The sequence below is a fragment of the Candidatus Thiodiazotropha sp. AKAK3 genome, from assembly GCF_058244645.1.
Map to the genome: position 1 here is coordinate 19,161 of NZ_JBSYOQ010000024.1, position 21,179 is coordinate 40,339.

At 51.1% G+C, this 21,179-nt stretch carries 20 protein-coding genes; 15 read left to right on the forward strand and 5 right to left on the reverse strand.

Annotation, left to right across the window (positions count from 1 at the left end):
- The first annotated feature begins 199 nt into the window (after nucleotides 1–199).
- From AC4IE7_RS03925 to AC4IE7_RS03935, 3 genes are read left to right on the forward strand one after another with little or no spacing between them, the layout of a single operon-like run.
- Complete coding sequence (locus AC4IE7_RS03925; protein WP_490775501.1) at nucleotides 200–5,476, forward strand: cyclic nucleotide-binding domain-containing protein; 5,277 nt, start codon at nucleotides 200–202, stop codon at nucleotides 5,474–5,476.
- Nucleotides 5,477–5,501: 25 nt separating this feature from the next.
- Nucleotides 5,502–6,353, forward strand: a complete 852-nt coding sequence (locus AC4IE7_RS03930) for a PfkB family carbohydrate kinase (protein WP_490775502.1) — start codon at nucleotides 5,502–5,504, stop codon at nucleotides 6,351–6,353.
- A 60-nt stretch (nucleotides 6,354–6,413) separates the two neighbouring features.
- Nucleotides 6,414–6,755, forward strand: a complete 342-nt coding sequence (locus tag AC4IE7_RS03935; RefSeq protein WP_490775503.1) for a Rieske (2Fe-2S) protein — start codon at nucleotides 6,414–6,416, stop codon at nucleotides 6,753–6,755.
- A 670-nt stretch (nucleotides 6,756–7,425) separates the two neighbouring features.
- On the opposite strand, the gene AC4IE7_RS03940 is transcribed toward AC4IE7_RS03935, so the two are convergent.
- The 3 genes from AC4IE7_RS03940 to AC4IE7_RS03950 form a co-directional block, all read right to left on the reverse strand.
- Nucleotides 7,426–7,635, reverse strand: coding sequence for a hypothetical protein (locus tag AC4IE7_RS03940; RefSeq protein WP_490775504.1), 210 nt, complete (start codon nucleotides 7,633–7,635; stop codon nucleotides 7,426–7,428).
- A gap of 553 nt (nucleotides 7,636–8,188) precedes the next feature.
- Nucleotides 8,189–8,482 (reverse strand): DUF6763 family protein, encoded by a 294-nt coding sequence (locus AC4IE7_RS03945; protein ID WP_490775505.1) that lies wholly within the window; start codon nucleotides 8,480–8,482, stop codon nucleotides 8,189–8,191.
- A 188-nt stretch (nucleotides 8,483–8,670) separates the two neighbouring features.
- Nucleotides 8,671–9,711, reverse strand: coding sequence for an NADP(H)-dependent aldo-keto reductase (locus AC4IE7_RS03950; RefSeq protein WP_490775506.1), 1,041 nt, complete (start codon nucleotides 9,709–9,711; stop codon nucleotides 8,671–8,673).
- A gap of 83 nt (nucleotides 9,712–9,794) precedes the next feature.
- Between AC4IE7_RS03950 and AC4IE7_RS03955 the strand changes: the two genes are divergently transcribed.
- The 4 genes from AC4IE7_RS03955 to AC4IE7_RS03970 all read left to right on the forward strand — a co-directional run bounded on the left by AC4IE7_RS03955 (nucleotide 9,795) and on the right by AC4IE7_RS03970 (nucleotide 12,255).
- The gene (locus AC4IE7_RS03955; protein WP_490775507.1) at nucleotides 9,795–10,460 is read left to right on the forward strand and encodes an energy-coupling factor ABC transporter permease; all 666 of its coding nucleotides are present in this window, start codon (nucleotides 9,795–9,797) and stop codon (nucleotides 10,458–10,460) included.
- A gap of 128 nt (nucleotides 10,461–10,588) precedes the next feature.
- On the forward strand, nucleotides 10,589–11,398 hold the full coding sequence (gene djlA, locus AC4IE7_RS03960; RefSeq protein WP_490775508.1) for a co-chaperone DjlA: 810 nt from the start codon (nucleotides 10,589–10,591) through the stop codon (nucleotides 11,396–11,398).
- 60 nt (nucleotides 11,399–11,458) lie between these two features.
- Complete coding sequence (locus tag AC4IE7_RS03965; RefSeq protein ID WP_490775509.1) at nucleotides 11,459–11,689, forward strand: DUF350 domain-containing protein; 231 nt, start codon at nucleotides 11,459–11,461, stop codon at nucleotides 11,687–11,689.
- Between the two features lie 8 nt (nucleotides 11,690–11,697).
- The gene (locus tag AC4IE7_RS03970; protein WP_490775510.1) at nucleotides 11,698–12,255 is read left to right on the forward strand and encodes a transglycosylase SLT domain-containing protein; all 558 of its coding nucleotides are present in this window, start codon (nucleotides 11,698–11,700) and stop codon (nucleotides 12,253–12,255) included.
- On the opposite strand, the gene AC4IE7_RS03975 is transcribed toward AC4IE7_RS03970, so the two are convergent.
- On the reverse strand, nucleotides 12,252–13,067 hold the full coding sequence (locus AC4IE7_RS03975) for an alpha/beta fold hydrolase (protein ID WP_490775511.1): 816 nt from the start codon (nucleotides 13,065–13,067) through the stop codon (nucleotides 12,252–12,254). The genes AC4IE7_RS03970 and AC4IE7_RS03975 overlap by 4 nt on opposite strands.
- 207 nt (nucleotides 13,068–13,274) lie before the next feature.
- On the opposite strand from AC4IE7_RS03975, the gene rpe reads away from it, so the two are divergent.
- The 8 genes from rpe to AC4IE7_RS04015 all read left to right on the forward strand — a co-directional run bounded on the left by rpe (nucleotide 13,275) and on the right by AC4IE7_RS04015 (nucleotide 20,292).
- Nucleotides 13,275–13,967, forward strand: coding sequence for a ribulose-phosphate 3-epimerase (rpe, locus tag AC4IE7_RS03980; RefSeq protein WP_490775512.1), 693 nt, complete (start codon nucleotides 13,275–13,277; stop codon nucleotides 13,965–13,967).
- A 75-nt stretch (nucleotides 13,968–14,042) separates the two neighbouring features.
- Complete coding sequence (locus AC4IE7_RS03985) at nucleotides 14,043–14,720, forward strand: phosphoglycolate phosphatase (protein WP_490775513.1); 678 nt, start codon at nucleotides 14,043–14,045, stop codon at nucleotides 14,718–14,720.
- Nucleotides 14,721–14,885: 165 nt separating this feature from the next.
- On the forward strand, nucleotides 14,886–16,382 hold the full coding sequence (gene trpE / locus AC4IE7_RS03990) for an anthranilate synthase component I (protein ID WP_490775514.1): 1,497 nt from the start codon (nucleotides 14,886–14,888) through the stop codon (nucleotides 16,380–16,382).
- Nucleotides 16,383–16,629: 247 nt separating this feature from the next.
- Nucleotides 16,630–17,211 carry an anthranilate synthase component II gene (locus tag AC4IE7_RS03995; protein WP_490775515.1) on the forward strand — a complete coding sequence of 194 codons (582 nt, stop codon included), beginning with the start codon at nucleotides 16,630–16,632 and terminating at the stop codon, nucleotides 17,209–17,211.
- A 125-nt stretch (nucleotides 17,212–17,336) separates the two neighbouring features.
- The gene (gene trpD / locus AC4IE7_RS04000; protein WP_490775516.1) at nucleotides 17,337–18,359 is read left to right on the forward strand and encodes an anthranilate phosphoribosyltransferase; all 1,023 of its coding nucleotides are present in this window, start codon (nucleotides 17,337–17,339) and stop codon (nucleotides 18,357–18,359) included.
- A 2-nt stretch (nucleotides 18,360–18,361) separates the two neighbouring features.
- Nucleotides 18,362–19,159 (forward strand): indole-3-glycerol phosphate synthase TrpC, encoded by a 798-nt coding sequence (gene trpC, locus AC4IE7_RS04005; RefSeq protein WP_490775517.1) that lies wholly within the window; start codon nucleotides 18,362–18,364, stop codon nucleotides 19,157–19,159.
- Between the two features lie 141 nt (nucleotides 19,160–19,300).
- Entirely contained in the window at nucleotides 19,301–19,720 is a 420-nt protein-coding gene (locus AC4IE7_RS04010; protein ID WP_490775518.1) for a VOC family protein, read from the forward strand.
- Complete coding sequence (locus AC4IE7_RS04015) at nucleotides 19,717–20,292, forward strand: DNA-3-methyladenine glycosylase I (RefSeq protein ID WP_490775519.1); 576 nt, start codon at nucleotides 19,717–19,719, stop codon at nucleotides 20,290–20,292. Before AC4IE7_RS04010 ends, AC4IE7_RS04015 begins: the two co-directional genes overlap by 4 nt.
- A 186-nt stretch (nucleotides 20,293–20,478) precedes the next feature.
- On the opposite strand, the gene crp is transcribed toward AC4IE7_RS04015, so the two are convergent.
- Entirely contained in the window at nucleotides 20,479–21,132 is a 654-nt protein-coding gene (gene crp / locus AC4IE7_RS04020; RefSeq protein ID WP_490775520.1) for a cAMP-activated global transcriptional regulator CRP, read from the reverse strand.
- Nucleotides 21,133–21,179: the final 47 nt, after the last annotated feature.

Below are 21,179 nucleotides of genomic sequence, written 5' to 3' on the forward strand. Positions count from 1 at the left end.
TTTGATATGTATCGTTGCAATAAACCAGCAGGATAGCTATGGTTTCCCGGCTCTGGGTAAAAATGCAAACGTGTTCAATTTTTATGAATGGAGGAGGTAGATTCCCATTCAGCTTTTTATTCAGAGTGCCGTTACATAGAGGAGCGAAGCAACCCCTCATGAACTAGGATCAAAATTCCTGAGCGCAAAAAGAATGGCCGTGCCTAATAGTAAAAGCGACGATGTTCTTCTAAAAAACCTGGTACCACTGAATACACTTTCAGAGGAACAGCTAGGTCATCTACTTAGCCAAATTGTGGTGGAAAAGGCTAAGAAGGGTGATTATCTATTCCGTGAAGGTGATACAGATCACCAGAATGTATACCTCCTGTCAGGTACTGTAGCGCTATTGTCCGGGCAGAAAGAGATGGATTTAATCAGCAGCGGTACGCCAACAGCGCGTTTTGCTCTGGCTCATCAGCTGCCTCGCAAACACTCTGCCCAGGCCAGGACAGCGGTAAACTATGTCCGGATCGACAGCCGTATGCTGAGTGATATGCTGGCACGTAGCCATAGTGCCAGCTATGAAGTGAATAGCATCGATCAGCCAAGCAGTGGCGACTGGATGAGTCTATTGCTGCAATCCCCTGTTTTTCAACAAATTCCTCCTGCAAATCTCCAGCGTGTAATGATGCGTATGGAAGAGGTTCATGTCAGTGCCGGCGATGTCATCATCAATCAAGGTGATGATGGGGATTATTTCTATCTGATCAGTCGAGGGGAGTGTGTAGTCTCCCGGCAGCCAGAGAAGAGCCATGCTCCAGTGGAGTTGGCCAGACTTAAGGCAGGCAAGGGCTTTGGTGAAGAGGCGCTAATTTCAGACAAGCCCCGGGGCAGTTCTGTGGTGATGGATACTGACGGGATCTTGGTGCGACTGAATAAGCAGGATTTCATCGAGCTGGTCAAACAGCCTCTCTCACGAGCACTGGACTACAGCGAAGCGGCCGATTATGTCGTAAATGGAGCCCTTTGGCTGGATGTTCGTGCCCCTGAGGAGTATGAAGAGGGGCACCTTCCCGGGGCAATCAATCTACCTTTTTTCTCACTTCGCTTTCAGGCCTCGAGTCTTACCCTGGATCGTCCGTACGTCGTATATGGTGAGGAAGTTGGTCAGTCAGCTACTGCGGCCTATCTCCTTACTGAGCGCGGCGCAGAGGTGTTCGTTGTCGCTGCCAACTGGACTGAGCTGGCAGAAGAGGTCGGCCTGAAGGCTCATGAGAGCGAGCTTCTGGTCAACAATGTCATAGATTTCAATCGTGATTCAGATGATGGTGCAAACGCTGCCGAGTCTGCTGAGGAACATATCGCCGCATTGAATCGCATGAAGAAGGAGCTCGATGAGACCCGTAAACATTTTCAGCAGGAACTGGAGCAGAGACAAACTGAAATAAAACTGTTACGCCAAGCGCTTACTGCTGCAAAAAGCCGGATCCAAAGCGGCGAAGAAGAGGCTCACTCAGCAGCAGGGCTGCAGCAGGATGTGGAGCAGCTTCGTGACAGCTTGGAGAAAGCGGAATCCAGATTGGCCGAGCAAGAGGGCAGTGAGGCTGATCAGCAGGCACTGCAGCAGCGCATCAAGGAACTGGAGTCTCGTCTGGAGACGAGCCAGCAGGAGATGGACAGTGCAAAACAGCATGCCAATGATGTCAGAGTGCATAGCGATGAGCTGCACAAGCAGCTGGAGCAGATTCATGGCCGCCATGAAGAGAGTGAGGGACGTCTCAAAGAGCAGATAACAGAGTTACAGTTCGAACTTGAGAATGCTCAGGAAAGCAGCCAGGAAGAGAGAGATAAAAGTGAGCAGCTACTGGCTGAAATAGCTGCTTTCAAGGGTGAGGCTGAGAGCTATCACCAGCAGGCTGAAGATGGTTTGGCCGCGATTACCCGGGAGCGGGATGAGCTACAGAAAGCGCAGCAGGAGACCGAGAGTCGGCAGCAGCAGCTTGCGGACGATTTAGAGCGTTTATCGAAAGAACGTGATGATCTGATTCAGTCTTTAAAAGACTCAGAAGCCCGTAATGAGGAGCTCTCAGAAGCTATAAACAGCCTGAGCCAGGCCCATGATGAGCTGAAGCAATCCCACCAGCAGGCCCACAGTGATTTAACCCAGTTTCGTCAAGAGCAGGAGGGATTGACTGGTAAGTTGCAAGAGCAACAAGATCATGTTGCCAAGACGGAATCTCAGTATCAGCAGCAACTTGAAGAGATTCAGCAAGCCCTCACTCAGGCTCAGGATGAGCTACTACAGCAACGGGATCGCGCCGCTGACTCCGAGTCCGAGTATCAGCAACAGCTTGAAGAAGTTCAGCAGTTTCTTGCTCAAGCTCAATCAGAACTAGAGCAGCAAAAAGAGCAGAGCACAGAGTCAGAGTCGCAGCATCAGCAGCAATTCGAAGAGATAGAAAAATCCCTGGCTCAAGCTGAAGATGAATTACGCCAGCAGCAGCAGAGTGCTGCTGAGGCAGAAGCAGACTATCAGAAGCAGTTCGAAGAGGCACAGCAGGCCCTGACGCAGGCTCAGCAAGAGCTGCAGCAGCAACAGGCGCTCAATCAACAGACTGTAGATGAACTTACTGCACAGATAGAAACCCTCTCTGAGAACGCCAAACAGACTGCAGAGCAAGCCAGTGATGAGGTTTCCGGGTTACAGCAGCTCAAGCAGGATTTAGAGCAGCAGTTGGCTGCTATGAGCTCCGCTCAGGTTGCCATGGAGCAGGAGAGGGATGAGTGGAAAGATCAGTTTGAGCAGGAGCAGACAAGGGCGTCTGTTCTGCAGCAGCAGATCGATAGTCTTGAGGAAGAGAGACAGGGCCTGGTGGGTGAGCTGGAGGCGCTGCGTAGTAGAATTCAAGAGGCCGAAGCAGCTCATGCTGATGCCATGCAACTACTTCAGGTTGATTTAGAGCAGGCCCGTGCTGAGAAAGATCAGCTGCAGAGTGAGAAGAGCCAACTGGATGAACAGCTGGCAGAGCGTCAAAGTGCATTGGAACAGGCTGAGGCCGGTCTGAATAAGACGCTGGAAGAGTTGCAGACCCAGCAGGATAACACCTCAGAAGAGATCAACGAGTTACAGCAACAGATTGCTGCTTTGAATCTGGAAAAGGAAAATGCGCTGGAGCGTGAACAGCAGCTAGAGAATGCGCTGGAAGAGGTTCACTTTGACAGCGATGAAGAGTTGGTCAGGCTGAGGGATAAATTACAAGAGGCCCAGGAGGCAACTCGCAAACAGAAAGAGAGGCGGGTTGAATCGGAAGCGCGTCTTGAACAGGAACACCAGACTTCACAATTCTTAAAGCAGTCTTTGGAAACAGCTGAGCAGGCTGTGCAAGCCGCAACTCTGCAACTCACCGATGTTGAACAGACAAAGCAGTCTATTGAAGAGACCCTGGCGTCGAGGGAGTCAGTGTTGCAGGAGATGGTCCAGCAAAAGGATCAGGCTGAGCAACAGCTCGCAGCGTTACAGGCTGATTTGCAAGAGCGTATTGATACGCTTCAGAACGAGCTGAATGAAAAACAGCAAGATAGCAGTCGTGTCTATGGCGAGCTGGAAACAGCGAAACAATCTCTCGAGCAACTCAACCAGACTCATCAGCAGTTACTGGCTGAGCAGGAGCAGTTGCAGAGTGATAAAGGGACACAGGAACAGCAATTAAGCGAAGTCAGATCAGAGCTGGATCAGCTCAAACAGGATCATGAATCTCAGTTATCAGATCAATACGCTGCCATTGAGGCACTGCAAAGCGAATTAGCCGCTGAAAAAGAGAGTACCAACTCTATTAATCTCTCGCTGGCAGAGATTGAGGCAGGCCGTGAATCTTTAGCGTCAGATAAGGCGGCGTTACAGCAGCAGTTGAATGAGACAAGGTCAGAGCTGGAGCAGGCGAAGCAGAACCATGAAAGTCTGTTGTCCGATAAAGAGTCCGTTATCGAAAGCCTGCAAACTGACTTGGCAACAGAAAAAGAGATGACCCAGTCAGTCAATGCCGCAATGGCAGAGATAGAGCTCAACCGTAATGCTCTGGCTAGCTCAAGAGAGGAGTTGGAGCAGCAGCTGAATAGTGTGCGAAGTGAGATGGAGCAGCTTCAGCAGCGATACGATGAGGAGCGGGAAACGCAACAACAGACTGAGGAGAGCCTGCAGCAGAAGTTGCAGAGCGCTCAAGACTCAGAACAGCAGGTTGAGGTACTGCAAGCCTCACTGACTGATCTGCAAAAGCAACTTGCAGAGAAAAAGGAATCTACCCAGCAAGCCGTGACCGAAATGCAACAACGGGAGCGGGAGTTGGTCAAGGAGTTGCAGGATAGTCGACAGCAGCAGGCGGCCATACAGTCAGAGCTGGAGAGTGCCAACGAATCTTTGCAACAGGCCCAGGCCAGCGATGAACTGCAAACAAAGCAACAGGCATTAACCCAGGCTGAAGAGAAGATCGTCAGCCTGAAGCGGGAAGTTGAAGGTCTGCGTGAAGTGCAGATGGAGATGGAGAGTCAACTTACAGACGATGTTGAGAGCGAGGTGAATGTACTTCGAGTCGCCCTGGAGAGCGAGCGGAAAAAGCGCGAAAAGAGCGAAAAAATGGCTCGTCAGGCTGATGTGCTGAGACGTGAGCGTGAAGTGCAGGAAACCGCCATCGAGATGCTCGGTGAAGATCTGGAGACGTTGAACGATGAGAAGGAGCGTCTGGCTCAAGAGCGGGATCAATATGCGAAACAGCTGACAGAGATGCGCTCACAGTATGCGGACATGGCTAACGAGAATGATCATCTCAACTCTGAGATGAGCGGTATGCGTGATCAGATGTCGGATTCCAGTATGGCCGACGACCTTCTGGTTCAGATGGAGGAGTTGCGCATCAAGGCCGACAATCTTGAAACTGAGCGGGATGAGGCCAGTGCTGAAGCCTCACGTATGCGCCGTGAAGTGGGTGAGTTACGCAGTGTCATCGAGACCTATGTTGAGCAGATACAGGATGTACAATCTTTTGGTGTTGATGAACAAGTTAATGCATTGCGTTCCGAGTTGGATATGGTGCGCAGGCAAGCGGCAGATGATCTCGAACATATGCGGGAAGAGGTAAGGCGTGCGAAATCCAAAGTCTCAACTTCCAGCAGTCGCGATGTGGATGAGGTGGCTGCATTACAGGCCAGCCGTCAGGAGATGTTCTCCATGCAGCAGTCTTTGTCAGAGAAGGATCATCTGTTACGACTATCCCAAAGCCAATGTCGCGCTTTGGAGGACTCTATCGAAGATAGAGATAAGGAAGTGGATCAACTTAAACGTAAGCTGGAACTTTTGCTCAGAAAGACAGGTGGTTTGGATGCCGGCACTACACCAGTCAGTGACCCAGGATCACAGATGACTGAAATGGACTCCAGAGATCCAACTGATCCTTCTGATCCCAAGCGTAACTCCCTGGGCCGCCTGTTCCGCCGTAAATAGTCCCGCTACCCGTTAACGATCTCCGATGCATATTCTGGCAATTGGTGTCGCAACCCTGGATATCGTCAATCGGGTAGATGTTTTTCCAGAAGAAGATCAAGAGATACGAGCCACAGCACAACAGCTTCGACGAGGCGGGAACGCCTGTAACACACTCACTGTCTTGAGTCGCCTTGGGCACCGCTGTAGTTGGGCCGGAATGCTGGCAGATGATGAGCAGAGTAAGTTCATTAAGGAAGCGCTGATTGCTTCCGCTATAGATACCCGCTGGGCCTCTGTAGAGACTGGCAGTGTAACCCCAACCTCCTACATTATTTCCAGTCAGGCAACGGGATCCCGTACCATAGTTCACTATCGAAATCTTCCTGAGTATAACGAAAGTCACTTCTCCAAAGTTGAATTAAGCGCTTTTGATTGGCTCCATTTTGAAGGGCGCAACCCTCAGGCTACGCTGGCGATGCTAAAGCGAGTAAGAGAGCAGGGAACGGATGCTCGTGTTTCAATTGAACTTGAAAAGCCACGGGATGATTTGGAACAGTGTTTGAGCTATGCCGATGTGGTTATGGTTTCTAGAGCCTATGCACTCGCAAAGGGTTTGGACAGTGCACAAAAGCTGTTTGATTATATAGCCTCCTTTACTACTCGGGCGCTCTGTTTTCTTGCCTGGGGGGAGGAGGGTGGCTGGTTTCAGACTGGAGATAACAGTGCCCGGTTTTTGCCAGCCTTCAAGCCGCCGAAGGTAATAGATACGCTAGGGGCTGGTGATGTCTTCAATGCCGGTTTGATACACGGGCTCTATCATTGGGATGATCCGATGGAGGCGCTGAGGTATGCGATTCAGGCTGCGGGAGAGAAGTGTGGTAGAGAAGGGCTATAGGGCAACTTGTGAAAGCTTCAGGAGGTTTCAGGCCTGGCCCAGAAGCAGCAGTGAAATAGCATGTCATCGTGGCAAGTGATTTGTGATTTAGATGGGTTCAGTGACCCAGGGAGCCGAGGTTTTACCATTGAGTTTAATAACGAGGTTCTGGAAATCCTTGTGGTACGTAAAGCATCCCGGGTCTATGCCTACCGCAATCATTGTCCACATACTGGGATTAATCTTGAGTGGCAACCCGACCAGTTTCTTGATTTGAGCAATAACTACATTCAGTGCGCAACCCATGGTGCCCTGTTTCGTATTGAAGACGGTATTTGTCTGCGAGGTCCCTGCGCTGGTGATGCACTTCAATCGATACCTGCAAGGATAGATAGCGGACAGGTTTTGATTGAACTGGGGTAGCCTGAAAAAGTTCAGTTAATTCGATACAGAGGCGCAGTAAAAAAAACTCCGGAATAAATTCAAGGGTAGGGTGCGGCCCTGCCGCACCATCTCCAACTGAAACGATAACCACCGGATGAACCGGTTTACAGATGTTGCTGGTAGTGATCCAAGTAACTGGGTTTTTTACGGTTCCATAACCTGGATGGTGGGGCATGGCCCCACCCTACGCAGAGGGCGAGGATGTTTTACAATTTACGGGTGGGGTATGGCCCCACTCTACGTCTTAACATGGAATTTTGGTGGTTGTCCCGTTTTGAGAAGAGGGATAAGCGCAGAAAAAACGAAAGCTGCGGAATAAACTCGAGGGTAGGGTGCGGCCCTGCCGCGCCATCTCCAACTGAAACGATAACCACCGGATGAACCGGTTTACAGATGTTGCTGGTAGTGATCCAAGTAACTGGGTTTTTTGCGGTTCCATAACCTGGATGGTGGGGCATGGCCCCACCCTACGCAGAGGGCGAGGATGTTTTACAATTTACGGGTGGGGTATGGCCACACCCTTGCAGAGGGCGAGGGTATTTTTACAATTTACAGTGGCAGTTTGAGGTCTGCAATGAAATTTCAGCAGCTAGAAAAAAGCCGGGCCTGAGGCCCGGCTTGTGAGTCACGAAGTCTCTGCCTTAACCTGTTAGCTCATCTTCTCGAGAAAGGCATTTAGGTCTGCCAGGACCAGCTCAGGTGGTAAAGCTCTCTTCGTGGACGATTCGGAGATTACGGGCTGCAGACCCAATTCAAGCTCGGTTGCATATTCTGCGTTAGGTGCGTTTTGATGCACAGACGCCTCTTCGAGACCGGTTTCAGCAATCTGGCCAGTACTCATATCGTAGACTGTTTTCATCTTACACCTCCTGTATCTTACTTGAATCAGGGCCGCTGTTACTTTTAATAACGGCCCTGGGTTGGCAAACTTTAGTGACGTCAGATCAGGTTCAATCGAATTGTTCCCGCTTTGTTATTAAGTGTTACGTCCAAAAGTCTTGCTTAGATCCACTTTGCCTAAGCTGCACTCCCTATTCAACTGCGTGATATCTAAGGTAATAAAAGTACCGCCCATAACAAGAGCCGGCCTGCAGCTATATCTAAATGTCGGAGCAGGACGACTATCACCCGCACTTCCTCAGCCTTAGTTGATATCGAATGCAAGTTTACACACTGGGTAGGGTGGGGCCATGCCCCACCAATAGGGTTGATATTAGCGGTTAATCAGTGGGTGTAATGAAGAAGCGAGAGGTGGCTTTATACTGTTTCCACCTTATGCCGTGGGCACGACCCCATCGTACAGTGCGAGAAGGGATGCAATAACCGCTGTTAGCCAGATCAACAACCAGAAAAGGCACGCTTTAAAGAGACGTTCGTCTAACTAGGGCCAATTCGAATAGAGTAAACAGGCCCTAATCCTTATCTTCCAGGTTATCGAATGGATTGGCATGATTGTCACCGGCAGGCTGATCAAGATCTACCCCGTAATCATCTTTGCTGAGATCGTAGGAGCCCGCCCAATCCTCAGGTGGCGCTATCGGTTTCACCTCGAGTTCCTCAAGGTCATCCAGATCATACTCTTCTACCGTGCCATCATAGAACTGGACTTCAATAACCCCCTCATCCAAGTCGTGAGCAACAACTTCAAATTGGTCTCCGTTGACTGTTTTAAACCATGAGCCAATGCGGATTACAGGTCTATTCATGATTGATCTTCTCTACTTTTCAGTGTCTTCGTGTTGGCGGACGATATTGGATCTCTCCCTGTAGATCCATAACAATTTGACGAGAAATAATAGTGGTTGGAAAAACAAGCTTATGACCATGACTGTAGCCCATTTTTAAGCTGGATCATATGCTTTCGTTCTAGAATCCGGTGAGTTGTTGCGGTGGGTCAAGGGCTTGGATTTGGATGCTGAAAATGGATCTTTTCAATGCCATCCAATAGCTCCTTATTCAACACGGTGTCGATACTTGCAAGATTCTTTTCCAACTGTTGTTGGGTGGTGGCACCGATGATTGTGCTGGTCACAAAGGGGCGGCTGGTCACATAGGCAAGTGCCATCTGTCCCGGATCCAAATCATGCTCTCTGGCCAGCTGAACATACTGTTCGGTTGCAGCAGCAGCTTGTGGGTTTGTGTATCGGGTAAAACGGTCGAACAGGGTCAGGCGGGCGTTGGCTGGCATCCTGCCACCCAGATATTTACCAGAGAGGACACCGAATGCCATCGGTGAGTAGGCCAACAGACCACAGCGCTCTCGGTGAGCGATTTCCGCCAGGCCGATCTCGAATGTGCGATTCAGCAAGCTGTAGGGATTCTGTATGGAAACCACTCTAGGCAGGTTGTGTTGCTTGGCAATCTGCAGGTAGCGCATGAGCCCCCAAGGGGTCTCATTGGAGACACCGATATGGCGGATTTTTCCTGCTTTTTTCAGATCCCCTAAAACTTCCAGGGTCTCTTCGATTGGGGTGGCCTCCTCATGTTCAGGGTGTTGATAACCCAGTGGGCCGAAGTAGTTGGTCTTGCGATCCGGCCAGTGCAGCTGATAGATGTCAATGTAATCTGTCTGCAGACGTTGCAGACTCTGGTTCAATGCGGCTTCGATGTTGCTTCTGTCGAGGTGCAGATTGCCGTCCCTCAGGTAGTTGAGCCAGTCTGCGGGACCGGCGACTTTGGTGGCGAGTACCAGTTGGTCCCGTCGTCCACGTTGGGCAAGCCAATTGCCGACATGACGCTCGGTTTCGCCCTGTGTTTTCGCTTTGGGCGGAACCGGATACATCTCTGCTGTGTCGATAAGATTAATACCGGCGTCAATGGCCCGGTCTAACTGAGCATGGGCTTCAGCCTCACTGTTCTGTTCGCCAAAGGTCATGGTACCCAGACTGAGGGCACTGACTTTGAGATTGCTGTCACCGAGGGAACGGTAAATCATAGGGCTCTCCCATATTATCTGGTGTGTTCTGTCATCAGCGCTCAGCATAGCTAATTATTGCGCCGAGGAAAGGAAGAAAATCGATGGAATTGGATGGTGATCTATTCTCCGGAAACCTGCTACTTGGAATGGCAGGGTTGTTTGTGGCAAGTTTTCTGATCGCCTTACGGCTGGCTTATTGGCGTCGACTTACAGAAAAAAATCAATTTCACGTCTTTTTTGGTGCTGTTGTGGCTTTGATCGTGCTATGGCATATGCGTGGCCAGATTCAGGCTGGTCTCTCCTTTCATCTGCTCGGTGTCACGGTCATAACCCTGATGTTTGGCTGGTCTATGGCGATTATTATCGCCTCTCTTGCTCTCTTCGCGGTGACTCTGAACGCTGGATCTGGATGGGAAGGCTTTGTGGTCAGTTTCCTGACAGTTGCACTGGCGCCAATTACCCTGTCGCAGATCTCTCTGGTGTTGCTACGCACATGGTTACCAAAACAGTTTTTTGTCTATGTCTTGGGTAATGGTTTTTTTACTGCCTGGCTCGTTGGCTACGTAAGCGGCTATCTGGCTATGATGTTACTGGTGCTGAGCGGAGCCTATACCCTGGCTGAATTACAGGTCACGGTGATGCCGTTTTTTCCATTGATGTTTTTCCCTGAGGCACTGATCAATGGCTGGGTCATCACCATGATGGTGGTGTTTTTTCCTGCCTGGGTCTACTCATTCAGTGACGAACAATATCTACACGGCAAATAGATTATCCAGTACAAGCTGAGGTATAGTTTTCTGATTGCCCGATCGTGGGCGTATCAAAACAACCTGCATGATTGTCTGAAGATGATTTCAGATGGTGGGTTCGAATGCTAATTTAGTGAGGTAACTCCTTGAGCTGGTGGGGAAAACTGGTAGGTGGTGCATTTGGTTTTATGCTCGGCGGCCCATTGGGTGCCGTGTTGGGTGCGGCTTTAGGGCATCGTTTCGATAAAGGCTTGAAAGCGCTTCCCGGCGATAGTGCCAGTTGGGGACCAGGGGATCAGGAGCGGGTTCAGACTGCTTTTTTTACCGCGACTTTTTCGGTTCTTGGACATCTGGCCAAGGCTGATGGACGGGTCTCTCAGGATGAGATCAGACTGGCTGAGAACCTGATGAGCCAAATGTCGCTCTCCAGTGAGATGCGGCAGACCGCCATTCATCTGTTCAGTGAAGGTAAATCAGATCAGTTTCCTCTGGATGATGTGGTGATCCAGTTTCGCCAGGAGTGTCATCGTCGCCAGACCCTGATCCAGATGTTTCTGGAAATTCAGATCCAGGCAGCCTATGCGGACGGTCAAATGGACCGGCAAGAGGAGGTGCTGCTACTCCACATCTGCGAACTGCTGAATGTCCCTGAATTCACCTTTCGGCGGCTTGTGCGCATGGTCCAGGCTCAATCCCACTATGGCGGCACAGGCAGCCAACCTCCCCCCAGGTCGCAAGGGGTCTCACTGGAGGATGCCTACGCGATCCTTAATGTTTCTGCCGATGCGCCCGATAAAGAGGTAAAGCGGGCTTATAGACGCCTGATGAGCCAGCACCATCCTGACAAGCTGGTCTCCAAAGGACTGCCCGAAGAGATGATGAAGATGGCAGCCCAAAAGACCGATGAGATAAAGAAGGCCTACGAACGCATCAAAGAAGCCCGCTCCATGGGCTGATCTTGCAGCACCATTGGTTTGTCTTACTCTGTTACTCAATCAGTCCCTGGGAGGGGAGAAATGACCGATAGCCTAGACCCCATCCTGCTCAATTTTGTCTACGTGATCATTGGCGGGGCGCTGACGATCTTCTTTATGTGGTTTGGCTGCAAGGTCTTCAGCCATATCGTCAATTTCAGTATTCCCGATGAGTTGCAGAAGGGGAATATTGCAGTTGGGATCATGATCATGGGGATATTCGTCGGCATAGGCACAGCCCTGGGCCTGGTGATCGGGCTCGGTCTGAATTAGTCGGCCCTATGCCTTTGCGTAGTTTTCTGTTACTGCTATTACTACCCGGATTGGTAGTTGCAGGCCCTTTCAAAAATGTCAAAGATGATCACTGGAGTGATCGTTACGATGACTATTTTCGAAAATATACCAAGCACTACTTTGGTCCTCATATCGATTGGCACTGGTTCAAGGCGCAGGGGATAGCAGAATCCGGGCTCAGGCCGGGTGCCTCGAGTCCGGCTGGGGCCAAAGGGATTATGCAGATCCTGCCGGGCACCTATGCGGAGATCAAGGAGGACAACCCCCACTTTACCCACATAGACGAACCCCGCTGGAATATCGCAGCAGGGGTCTACTATGACCGCATGCTCTATCGTAAGTGGAAAAAAGGTTTGCCAACAGAGGAGCGTCTGGCCTTTGCTCTGGCCAGTTACAATGCAGGTTATGGCAATGTTTTACGAGCCTACCGAAAAGCTAAAAAAACTGAAGGCGAGGTAAAAAACTGGATCCAGGTGGAGTCCCATGCGCCAGGAGAGACTCGCCACTATGTGCGTCGGATCAAAAAGTTGATGAGAGAAGATTAGCGCTCACCTGTGGCGTCGCTCGTTGATCGCTTCAGCCAGGCATGGATGCGGTGCGATAAGCTGCTCTGTAATCCTGTGAAAAAGTGGTTGGCACCATTCACCTTCTCCTGTCGATAATCCTCTCGGCCATTCATAGAAGCGATTTGGCGTCGTTTTGCCGCACTCTCCCTGACGGCTGTCAGGTCACGGCTACCAAACAGATCCAATAGAGGTATCTGTAGTTGTGCGATTGCCTGGGCTGCTGGTGTTGATTCGTCCTCTGTGTCGATACTCAGGCCAATTGCGGCGATAGCCTTGATCCGCTGATTGGGTTGTTTGGCTGCGTGGTGCAGTGCCATGGTGGCACCCAAGCCGTGGCCTACCAGAACCAGTGTGGGTTGCTGTTGTGGATCTAAATAGTCGATGGCTGCCTGGATGCGGGGGGATGCTTTTTCCAACAGACTCTGGGTAGTACGAGGATCGGGACGGGATTCTGTAGCAGGCAGTTGCAGGCTGAGGGTATTCCAGCCCTGTTCTGATAGATGTTGCCGAAGAGGTTGAATGACCTCTATCCAGTCGGCATGGGTGCCGGCGTCATGCAGAATCAGAGCACCACCAAGGCTCAGCTTGGCGCTGCTGGGTTCGTAGATGGCCAGAAAACGGCCCTCATTTGCCTCCAGCCAGACGGCTTTACCTGACAGACTGGGATTATCGAGTGCCTCTGAAATACGCCGTTCCAGACTCAGATTGGCTGCCTGAATTGAGAATGCTGCGAAGATGGCAAGCAGTATCAGAGATAACTTTGTCGGTATAGATAGGCAATGTTTTGGCATCTTGAGACTCCTGGCCGATCGAACATATTAACCCAGCGTCCAGATAGAATAGTAGTTCGGTGTGAATACCCCTCTTATGGGATAGCTGAAAATAGCATCGCTTTGAGTTAAAGTGGCCATCCTTTTGAAAACCGAGGCGTGAAAATGGGTTTGCGCCAAGCCTCCAGCCAGGCCAGGCATGGGGATCACACAGTAGGAGATAACAACATGGCTCGTCAGTCCGATAAGATCGCACCTTCCATTCTGTCTGCGGATTTTGCCAAACTTGGAGAGGAAGTGGACAACGTTCTCGCTTCAGGCGCCGAGATTGTCCATTTTGATGTCATGGATAACCATTACGTGCCCAACCTGACCATCGGACCATTGGTCTGTGAGGCACTGCGCAAACATGGCGTTACCGCTGATATCGATGTACACATGATGGTCAAGCCAGTGGATAGAATCATTCCAGATTTCGCCAAAGCGGGGGCAACCTATATTACCTTTCATCCTGAAGCCTCTGAACATATCGATCGCAGCTTGCAGCTGATCCGCTCTGAAGGATGCAAATCCGGCCTGGTTTTCAATCCTGCAACACCCTTGAGTCACCTGGACTATGTACTCGACAAGGTCGATATGATCCTGCTGATGTCAGTCAACCCGGGTTTCGGTGGGCAGAGCTTCATTCCAGCGACCCTGGACAAACTTCGTGCATGCCGCAAGCTGATCGATGACTCAGGACTGGATATTCGTCTGGAGATCGATGGCGGCGTCAAGGTCGACAATATTGCGGAGATCAAGGCAGCAGGGGCAGACACATTCGTTTCCGGTTCCGGTATCTTCGGTTTTCCTGGAGAGAGTGATGCCAACCGTTATGACACCATCGTCGGCAAGATGAAGGCAGAGATGGCAAAGGTTTAATTCGTTAATCTGTGGGTGCGGCAATGCCGCACCATGCAGAGTCGAAATTCAAGTGCTTGTTAGAGAGATTTTGGCATGATCAAGAAACCTGAAATGATCCTCATAGATGTGGACGGTACCCTGGTTGATAGTGTGCCCGATCTGGCTTATTGCGTTGATGAGATGATGAAACGGCTCGGCCGACCCGTGCATGGCGAAGAGCGCGTTCGCGACTGGGTCGGCAATGGGGTGGAGCGACTGGTTCGCCGTGCATTGATCGGTCAGTTGGATGGTGAGCCGGATGAAGCGGACTTTGTCGAGGCATACCCAATTTTTCTGGAACTCTATGCGCTAAACACCAGTCAGCGTTCGATGCTCTATCCAGGAATTCGTGAGGGTCTCGACTATTTGAAACGTCAGGGCTACAGACTGGGATGTGTGACCAACAAGGCGGCTCAATTTACCCTTCCCCTGTTAAAGGATCTGGGTATACATGATGATTTCGAGATCATTATCGCCGGTGATACCCTGCCAAAGAAAAAGCCCGACCCATTGCCCTTGCTGCATGCCGCAGAGAATCTGGGTATAGATCCTTCAGCTTCATTGATGGTGGGAGATTCCCAAAGCGATGTAAAAGCGGCCAGGGCGGCCAACTTCCAGATTGTCTGTATGAGCTACGGATATAATCATGGTGAGGATATCCGCAACTATGCCCCTGATGCAGTGATTGATTCATTGACCGAGATCCAGGGAATTCTTGAAAACGCTGCTTGAGCTAAGGTGCCGTTTTCTAGTAAGGTTATCGCAAGTTTTTTACCTAATTGAAGATAGTGATGATCCTGCTTTCACGCAATGAGACCTTGATGAATGGTGCACGATGGCGTTGGTGACTGCCAACTCTAGCTCAACCGTTTTATCGTCTTTTGTGTGGAGAGGAAAATGACCCCCCAAGAATTCGCAGCCCTGGAGCAACAGGGCTACAACCGCATACCTGTTGTCTGTGAGGTCCTTGCTGATCTCGATACCCCCCTCAGCGTCTATATGAAGTTGGCCAATGCGCCCTACTCCTATCTGTTCGAATCTGTACAGGGGGGCGAGAAGTGGGGTCGCTATTCGATCATTGGCCTGCCTTGTCGCACCCATGTCAGGGTTTTCGGGCAAAAGGTCGAAGTGGTCAGTGATGATGAGGTGGTTGAGTCTCATCAGGTGGAGGATCCGCTGGCCTGGATCGAAGATTTTCAACAACGCTACCAGGTTGCAGAGATTGAAGGGCTGCCTAGATTCAACGGTGGCCTGGTTGGATATTTCGGTTACGATATCATTCGCTATATCGAGCCCAAGCTGGCGAAATGTCCCAATCCTGATCTATTGGAAAATCCGGATATTCTGCTGATGGTCTCCGATGAGGTGGTTGTATTCGATAACCTCACAGGCCGCCTCTATGTCATTGTGCATGTTGATCCCTCTCAAGGAGGAACGCTGGATACGGCACAGAAAAGGATCTGTGAACTGATACAGGAGATGCGTCAGCCAGTTCCCAAGATAGGTAAGGGGAGTTCGAGACAGGTCAATGAATCCGACTTTGTCTCGGGATTTACCGAACAGGGTTACAAGCAGGCAGTCGAACGTAGTAAGCAATATATTCTCGATGGCGACTGCATGCAGGTCGTGGTCTCCCAGCGACTCTCTATTCCCTTTGAAGCACCTCCGTTGGATCTCTATCGTGCACTGCGAGGCTTGAACCCGTCACCCTATATGTACTACCTCAATCTGAAGGAGTTTCATATTGTTGGTTCTTCACCTGAAATTCTGACCCGCCTGGAAGATGGCGAGGTGACGGTAAGGCCGATTGCGGGTACCCGCAGACGTGGCTACAGCGAGGAAGAGGACAAGGCGCTGGAGGAGGAGCTGCTGGCAGATCCCAAGGAGCTTGCAGAGCACCTGATGTTGATCGATCTGGGTCGCAACGATACCGGCAGGGTGGCTAAGATTGGCACTGTTACTTTGACCGACAAGATGATTGTGGAGCGATACTCCCATGTGATGCATATCGTATCCAATGTCACTGGCGCCATTCGCGACGAGATGAGTGCTATCGACCTGCTGCGTGCCACATTTCCAGCGGGTACGGTGAGTGGCGCACCAAAAATCAGAGCCATGGAGATCATCGACGAACTGGAGCCGGTGAAGCGGGGCGTCTATTCAGGGGCCGTGGGATATATCTCATGGAATGGCAACATGGATACCGCTATCGCTATTCGTACAGCTGTCATTAAAGACAAGACGCTACATATCCAGGCTGGCGCGGGAATAGTAGCCGACTCGGTACCTGAACTGGAGTGGAAAGAGACGATGAACAAAGGTCGTGCCGTATTTCGGGCTGTTGCTCTGGCAGAGGCGGGGCTTGATCGCCATGCCTGTGATGAGGAGGTCTAGCCCGCATTTCTCACAGGGCGGACCCTCTAAACGAGAACAATGCTGATAGTTGAATGGTTACTGTAATTGAAGGTATGGAGATGAAACCTCACTTTGTCCTATTTGGTTTTTGGAACAGCCCGGCCGAGCATCTTGAACGATCGGTCTTGAGCTATAGGCACGGCTATACTTCTGCGACCGATCGTCCAACCTGCTTCGACCGGTTTGCCCCAAAAATCCAAATCCCTGTAAGAAATGCGAGCTAGTCATGCTATTGATGATCGACAATTATGACTCCTTCACCTACAACCTGGTTCAGTATCTGGGTGAACTGGGTGTCGAGGTCAAGGTGGTTCGGAATGATGAGATCGAAGTGAAGGATGTGGGTGCTCTGTGTCCTGACCATATCGTTATCTCACCCGGACCCTGCACCCCGAATGAAGCGGGAATCTCAGTTGAGGTTATTCAGACTTACGCTGGAAAGATTCCGATTCTTGGTGTCTGTCTGGGCCACCAATCCATTGGCCAGGCATTCGGTGGCGATATCATACATGCCAGGCAAGTCATGCATGGTAAGACCTCACCGATCCACCATCGGGATATTGGGGTCTTCCATGACCTTGAAAACCCCTTTCAGGCAACTCGCTACCACTCTCTGGTTGTTGACAAAGAGAGTTTGCCGGAGTGTCTTGAGATCACCGCATGGACTGAGCTGGAGGATGGCTCTATGGATGAGATCATGGGGGTCAGGCACAAAACCCTGGCGATACAGGGCGTGCAGTTCCATCCTGAATCGATCCTTACCCGGCATGGACATGATTTACTGAAGAACTTTGTCGACGGGGTGTAGAGTGCGGTACTGCCGCAGCAATGGTTCTGCCATTGATTGCGAATGTTGGTGCGGCAGGGCCGCACCCTACTTCTGATATAAACTGTATAAGACTTATAACAATAAGTTCAACAGGGGGGGAGCACGTGGAAATGCAACAAGCCATCAATAAGATTCTGGCCCGCCAGGATCTGACCGGTGAAGAGATGACAGCGGTGATGCAGACCATCATGACTGGTGGTGCCACCGCAGCACAGATCGGCGGATTTCTTATCGGACTGCGGATGAAAGGGGAGACGGTTGCCGAGATCGCTGCTGCAGCATCGGTGATGCGTGAACTGGCATCCGGTGTGTCGATTGGTGATTTAACTCATCCGGTGGATATCGTGGGTACCGGTGGCGACTCTTCAGGCACCTTCAATGTCTCTACCGCCTGTATGTTTGTTGCCGCAGCGGCTGGCTGCCATGTCGCCAAACATGGTAATCGATCTGTCTCTTCCAAATCGGGTAGTGCTGATGCCCTGGAGGCGGCTGGTGTGCGACTGGATCTGACTCCACAACAGGTCGAGCAGTGTGTACGTGAGGTTGGGGTTGGTTTTATGTTTGCTCCCGGTCATCACAACGCGATGAAACATGCCATCGGTCCTCGCAAAGAGATGGGTGTTCGAACCATCTTCAATGTATTGGGGCCGTTGACCAACCCCGCTGGTGTTCCCAACCTGCTTTTGGGGGTCTTTAGCGATGAGCTGCTTGAACCACTGGCCGAAGTTTTACAAAGATTGGGCAGTCGTCATGTGATGGTGGTGCACTCCCGGGATGGTCTCGATGAGATCAGTATTGGCGACGCAACTGATGTGGCGGAGTTGAAAGATGGCCAGATCAGGCGTTTCACCATTCAACCCGAGGATTTCGGGGTCACCCGTAATCCCCTCGAGACGATTCAGGTCAATGATGCGACTGAGAGTCTCGCAACCATTCGAGGTGTACTCGAGGATAAACCAGGGCCAGCTCGGGATATTGTCATGATCAATGCCGGTGCTGCGATTTATAGTTCGGGTATCGCCAGCAGCCTCAAACAAGGGATTGAAAAAGCCGATGCGGCTATCACCAGCGGTGAGGCGAGGAGCAGGCTCGACAGGTTAGTGGTTTTGACCCAGAGTTTTGAGTGATTATGAGTGATACCCCAGATATCCTGAAAAAGATTGTTCGGCGTAAACTTGAAGAGATTGCCGCTCGAGTCGATGTCTGCAGCCTGGAGTCCCTCAAGGAGCAGCTCTGCCACAGCTCAGAGCCACGAGGTTTTGCCGATGCCATAGCTGGCAAGATCGACGCGGGCCAGGCCGGCGTGATTGCTGAAATCAAAAAGGCCTCCCCAAGTAAGGGGGTGTTGAGAGAGGATTTCAGGCCTGCTGAGATCGCCAGCAGCTATCAAAAGGGTGGTGCGGCCTGTCTTTCGGTATTGACCGATATCGATTTTTTTCAGGGGAGTGATGAGTATCTGCAACAGGCAAGAGCTGCCTGTCAGCTGCCGGTGATACGCAAGGACTTCATCATCGATCCCTACCAGGTCTATGAGGCCCGTGCCATTGATGCCGATTGCATATTGTTGATCGTGGCCTGCCTGAATGACCAGCAGCTCAACTCACTGAATGACCTCGCCCATGAGCTGGGTATGGATGTGCTAATTGAGGTGCATGATGAGGCGGAGCTGAAGCGAGCTCTGGCAGTCGACAACCGGCTGATCGGCATCAACAATAGAAACCTGCGCAGTTTCGAGGTCACTCTCGATACAACCCTGGGTCTTCTTCAGCAGATACCTTCAGAGAGAATCGTGGTGACCGAAAGCGGCATACTGGATCGTGAAGATGTCACCCGCATGCGCAGCCACCAGGTCAATGCCTTTCTCGTAGGCGAAGCCTTTATGAGGGCCGAAGATCCTGGAGCGAGATTAAAGACACTCTTTTCCTGATCAGTGTTGAGGATGATGTTGGCTAGTATGACGCACCACACTAGTGGATCGGATCACCATGCAATTTCACTGCTGACACCCCGTTGTCAGTAGGCAGAGCATAGACTCCTATTGAGAAATCAAACTCAAGGAGAAATTACTGTGCAGCCAAGAATTAATTTAATCACGCTAGGCGTGACTGACCTCTCACTATCCATTCAGTTCTATGAGAAATTGGGTCTGCCACGCTACGATTTCGAGAGTGATGCAGTGGCATTTTTCGAACTACAGGGAAGCTGGCTTGGCCTCTATCCCAAATCAGCATTGGAAGAGGATATGGGCTTCTCTCTAGGTAAAGCTGAGCAGAGCCCGATAACTCTGGCCCATAATCTAGCTGACAAGGCTGGCGTCGACCGGGTTATGGCGGAAGCAGCATCTGCAGGGGCAAAAGTGATAAAACCGGCCCAGGATACATTTTGGGGAGGCTATTCTGGCTACTTTAGAGATCCGGACGGTTTTTGCTGGGAGGTGGCACATGTACCGCAATTCTGGATTGGGCCAAAGGAGAGCGAAAAACAATGAAATCGGAACCCTGTCCCTGGTGCCTGGGACATGATGAGTATATCCAATACCATGATCAGGAGTGGGGGGTACCCTCCCGTGACCCGCAACATCTGTTTGAAATGCTGATTCTGGAAGGGGCGCAGGCGGGACTCTCATGGCTGACTATATTACGCAAACGGGATGGCTATAGACGCGCCTTCGATGGCTTCAATGCGACAAAGATTGCCGCATATGGTGAGGAGGATGTTGCCAGGTTACTTGGGGACTCGGGGATTGTACGTAACCGGCTTAAGGTCAGTGCGACGATCGGTAATGCCCAGGCCTTCCTTGAGCTGGAGGCTGGTGAGGGGTTCGCCGAGTACCTATGGTCTTTTGTGGAGGGAGCGCCTGTGCAGAACAGTTGGCGCAAGCTTGAGCAGGTGCCAGCCAGCACCTCGATCTCTGATGCTCTGAGTAAGGAACTGAAACGCAAGGGGTTCCGTTTTGTCGGCACCACGATCTGTTACGCTTTCATGCAATCGGTGGGAATGGTCAATGACCATTTGACCAACTGCCCCCGTTACCAGAAGGTGTTGGAGATGGGGGGATGATAACCCCTGCCACCTTCCTTTCAGGAGGGTGGAGATAGCTGCCAGGCTTGCTGCAATGAACGGACACTTGGCATAACGGTGATATAAGCTGAGGCTATGAAGCTGCCAACTCAATGGGGTCGGTAGAGATACTCTCTTGAGCCTGAAAGGTGCGGCTGGGCCGCACCCTACGCGATTGGAGAGCGGTCAGCGGGTGCCAAACACCACGATGGTTTTACCCTTAACGCTGATCAGACCCTGCTCCTCAAGGTTTTTCAGTACTCTGCCTGCCATCTCCCTGGAACAGCCTACGATGCGTCCGATCTCCTGTCTGGTGATGCGGATCTGCATGCCGTCCGGATGGGTCATCGCGTCAGGTTCCTTACACAGATCAAGCAGGGTGCGGGCAATACGCCCTGTGACATCAAAAAAGGCCAGATGTCCTACCTTGTTGCTTGTCTGGTTAAGACGCTGGGATAACTGAGCCCCCATGGCGTAGAGAATATCCTTGGAGAAGTCCTTCAGGTCATGGGTGAAGAGCTGTTCCAGGCGTTGATAGCTTATTTCTGCAATCTGGCAGGAGGCACGAGTACGCACCATAACACTGCGTTTCGGCTCGGGGACGAAGAGACCCATCTCTCCCACGAACTGGCCTTTATTCAGGTAGGTAAGGATGATTTCCCGACCATCTTCATCTTCGATGTAGACAGCCACCGAGCCTTCCGTGATGTAGTAGAGTATATCTGCCGGGTCGCCAATATGTATGATCTCGGTGTTTTTTGGGTAGCGTCGGCGATGACAAAATGACAGGAATCGTTGTAGATATTCTGGTTCCTGCGGTGGCGGTTGTATGATCGTCATGATCTTCGGACTCTGAATTAAGGTTGTTTATTTAAGAGATCAGCTTG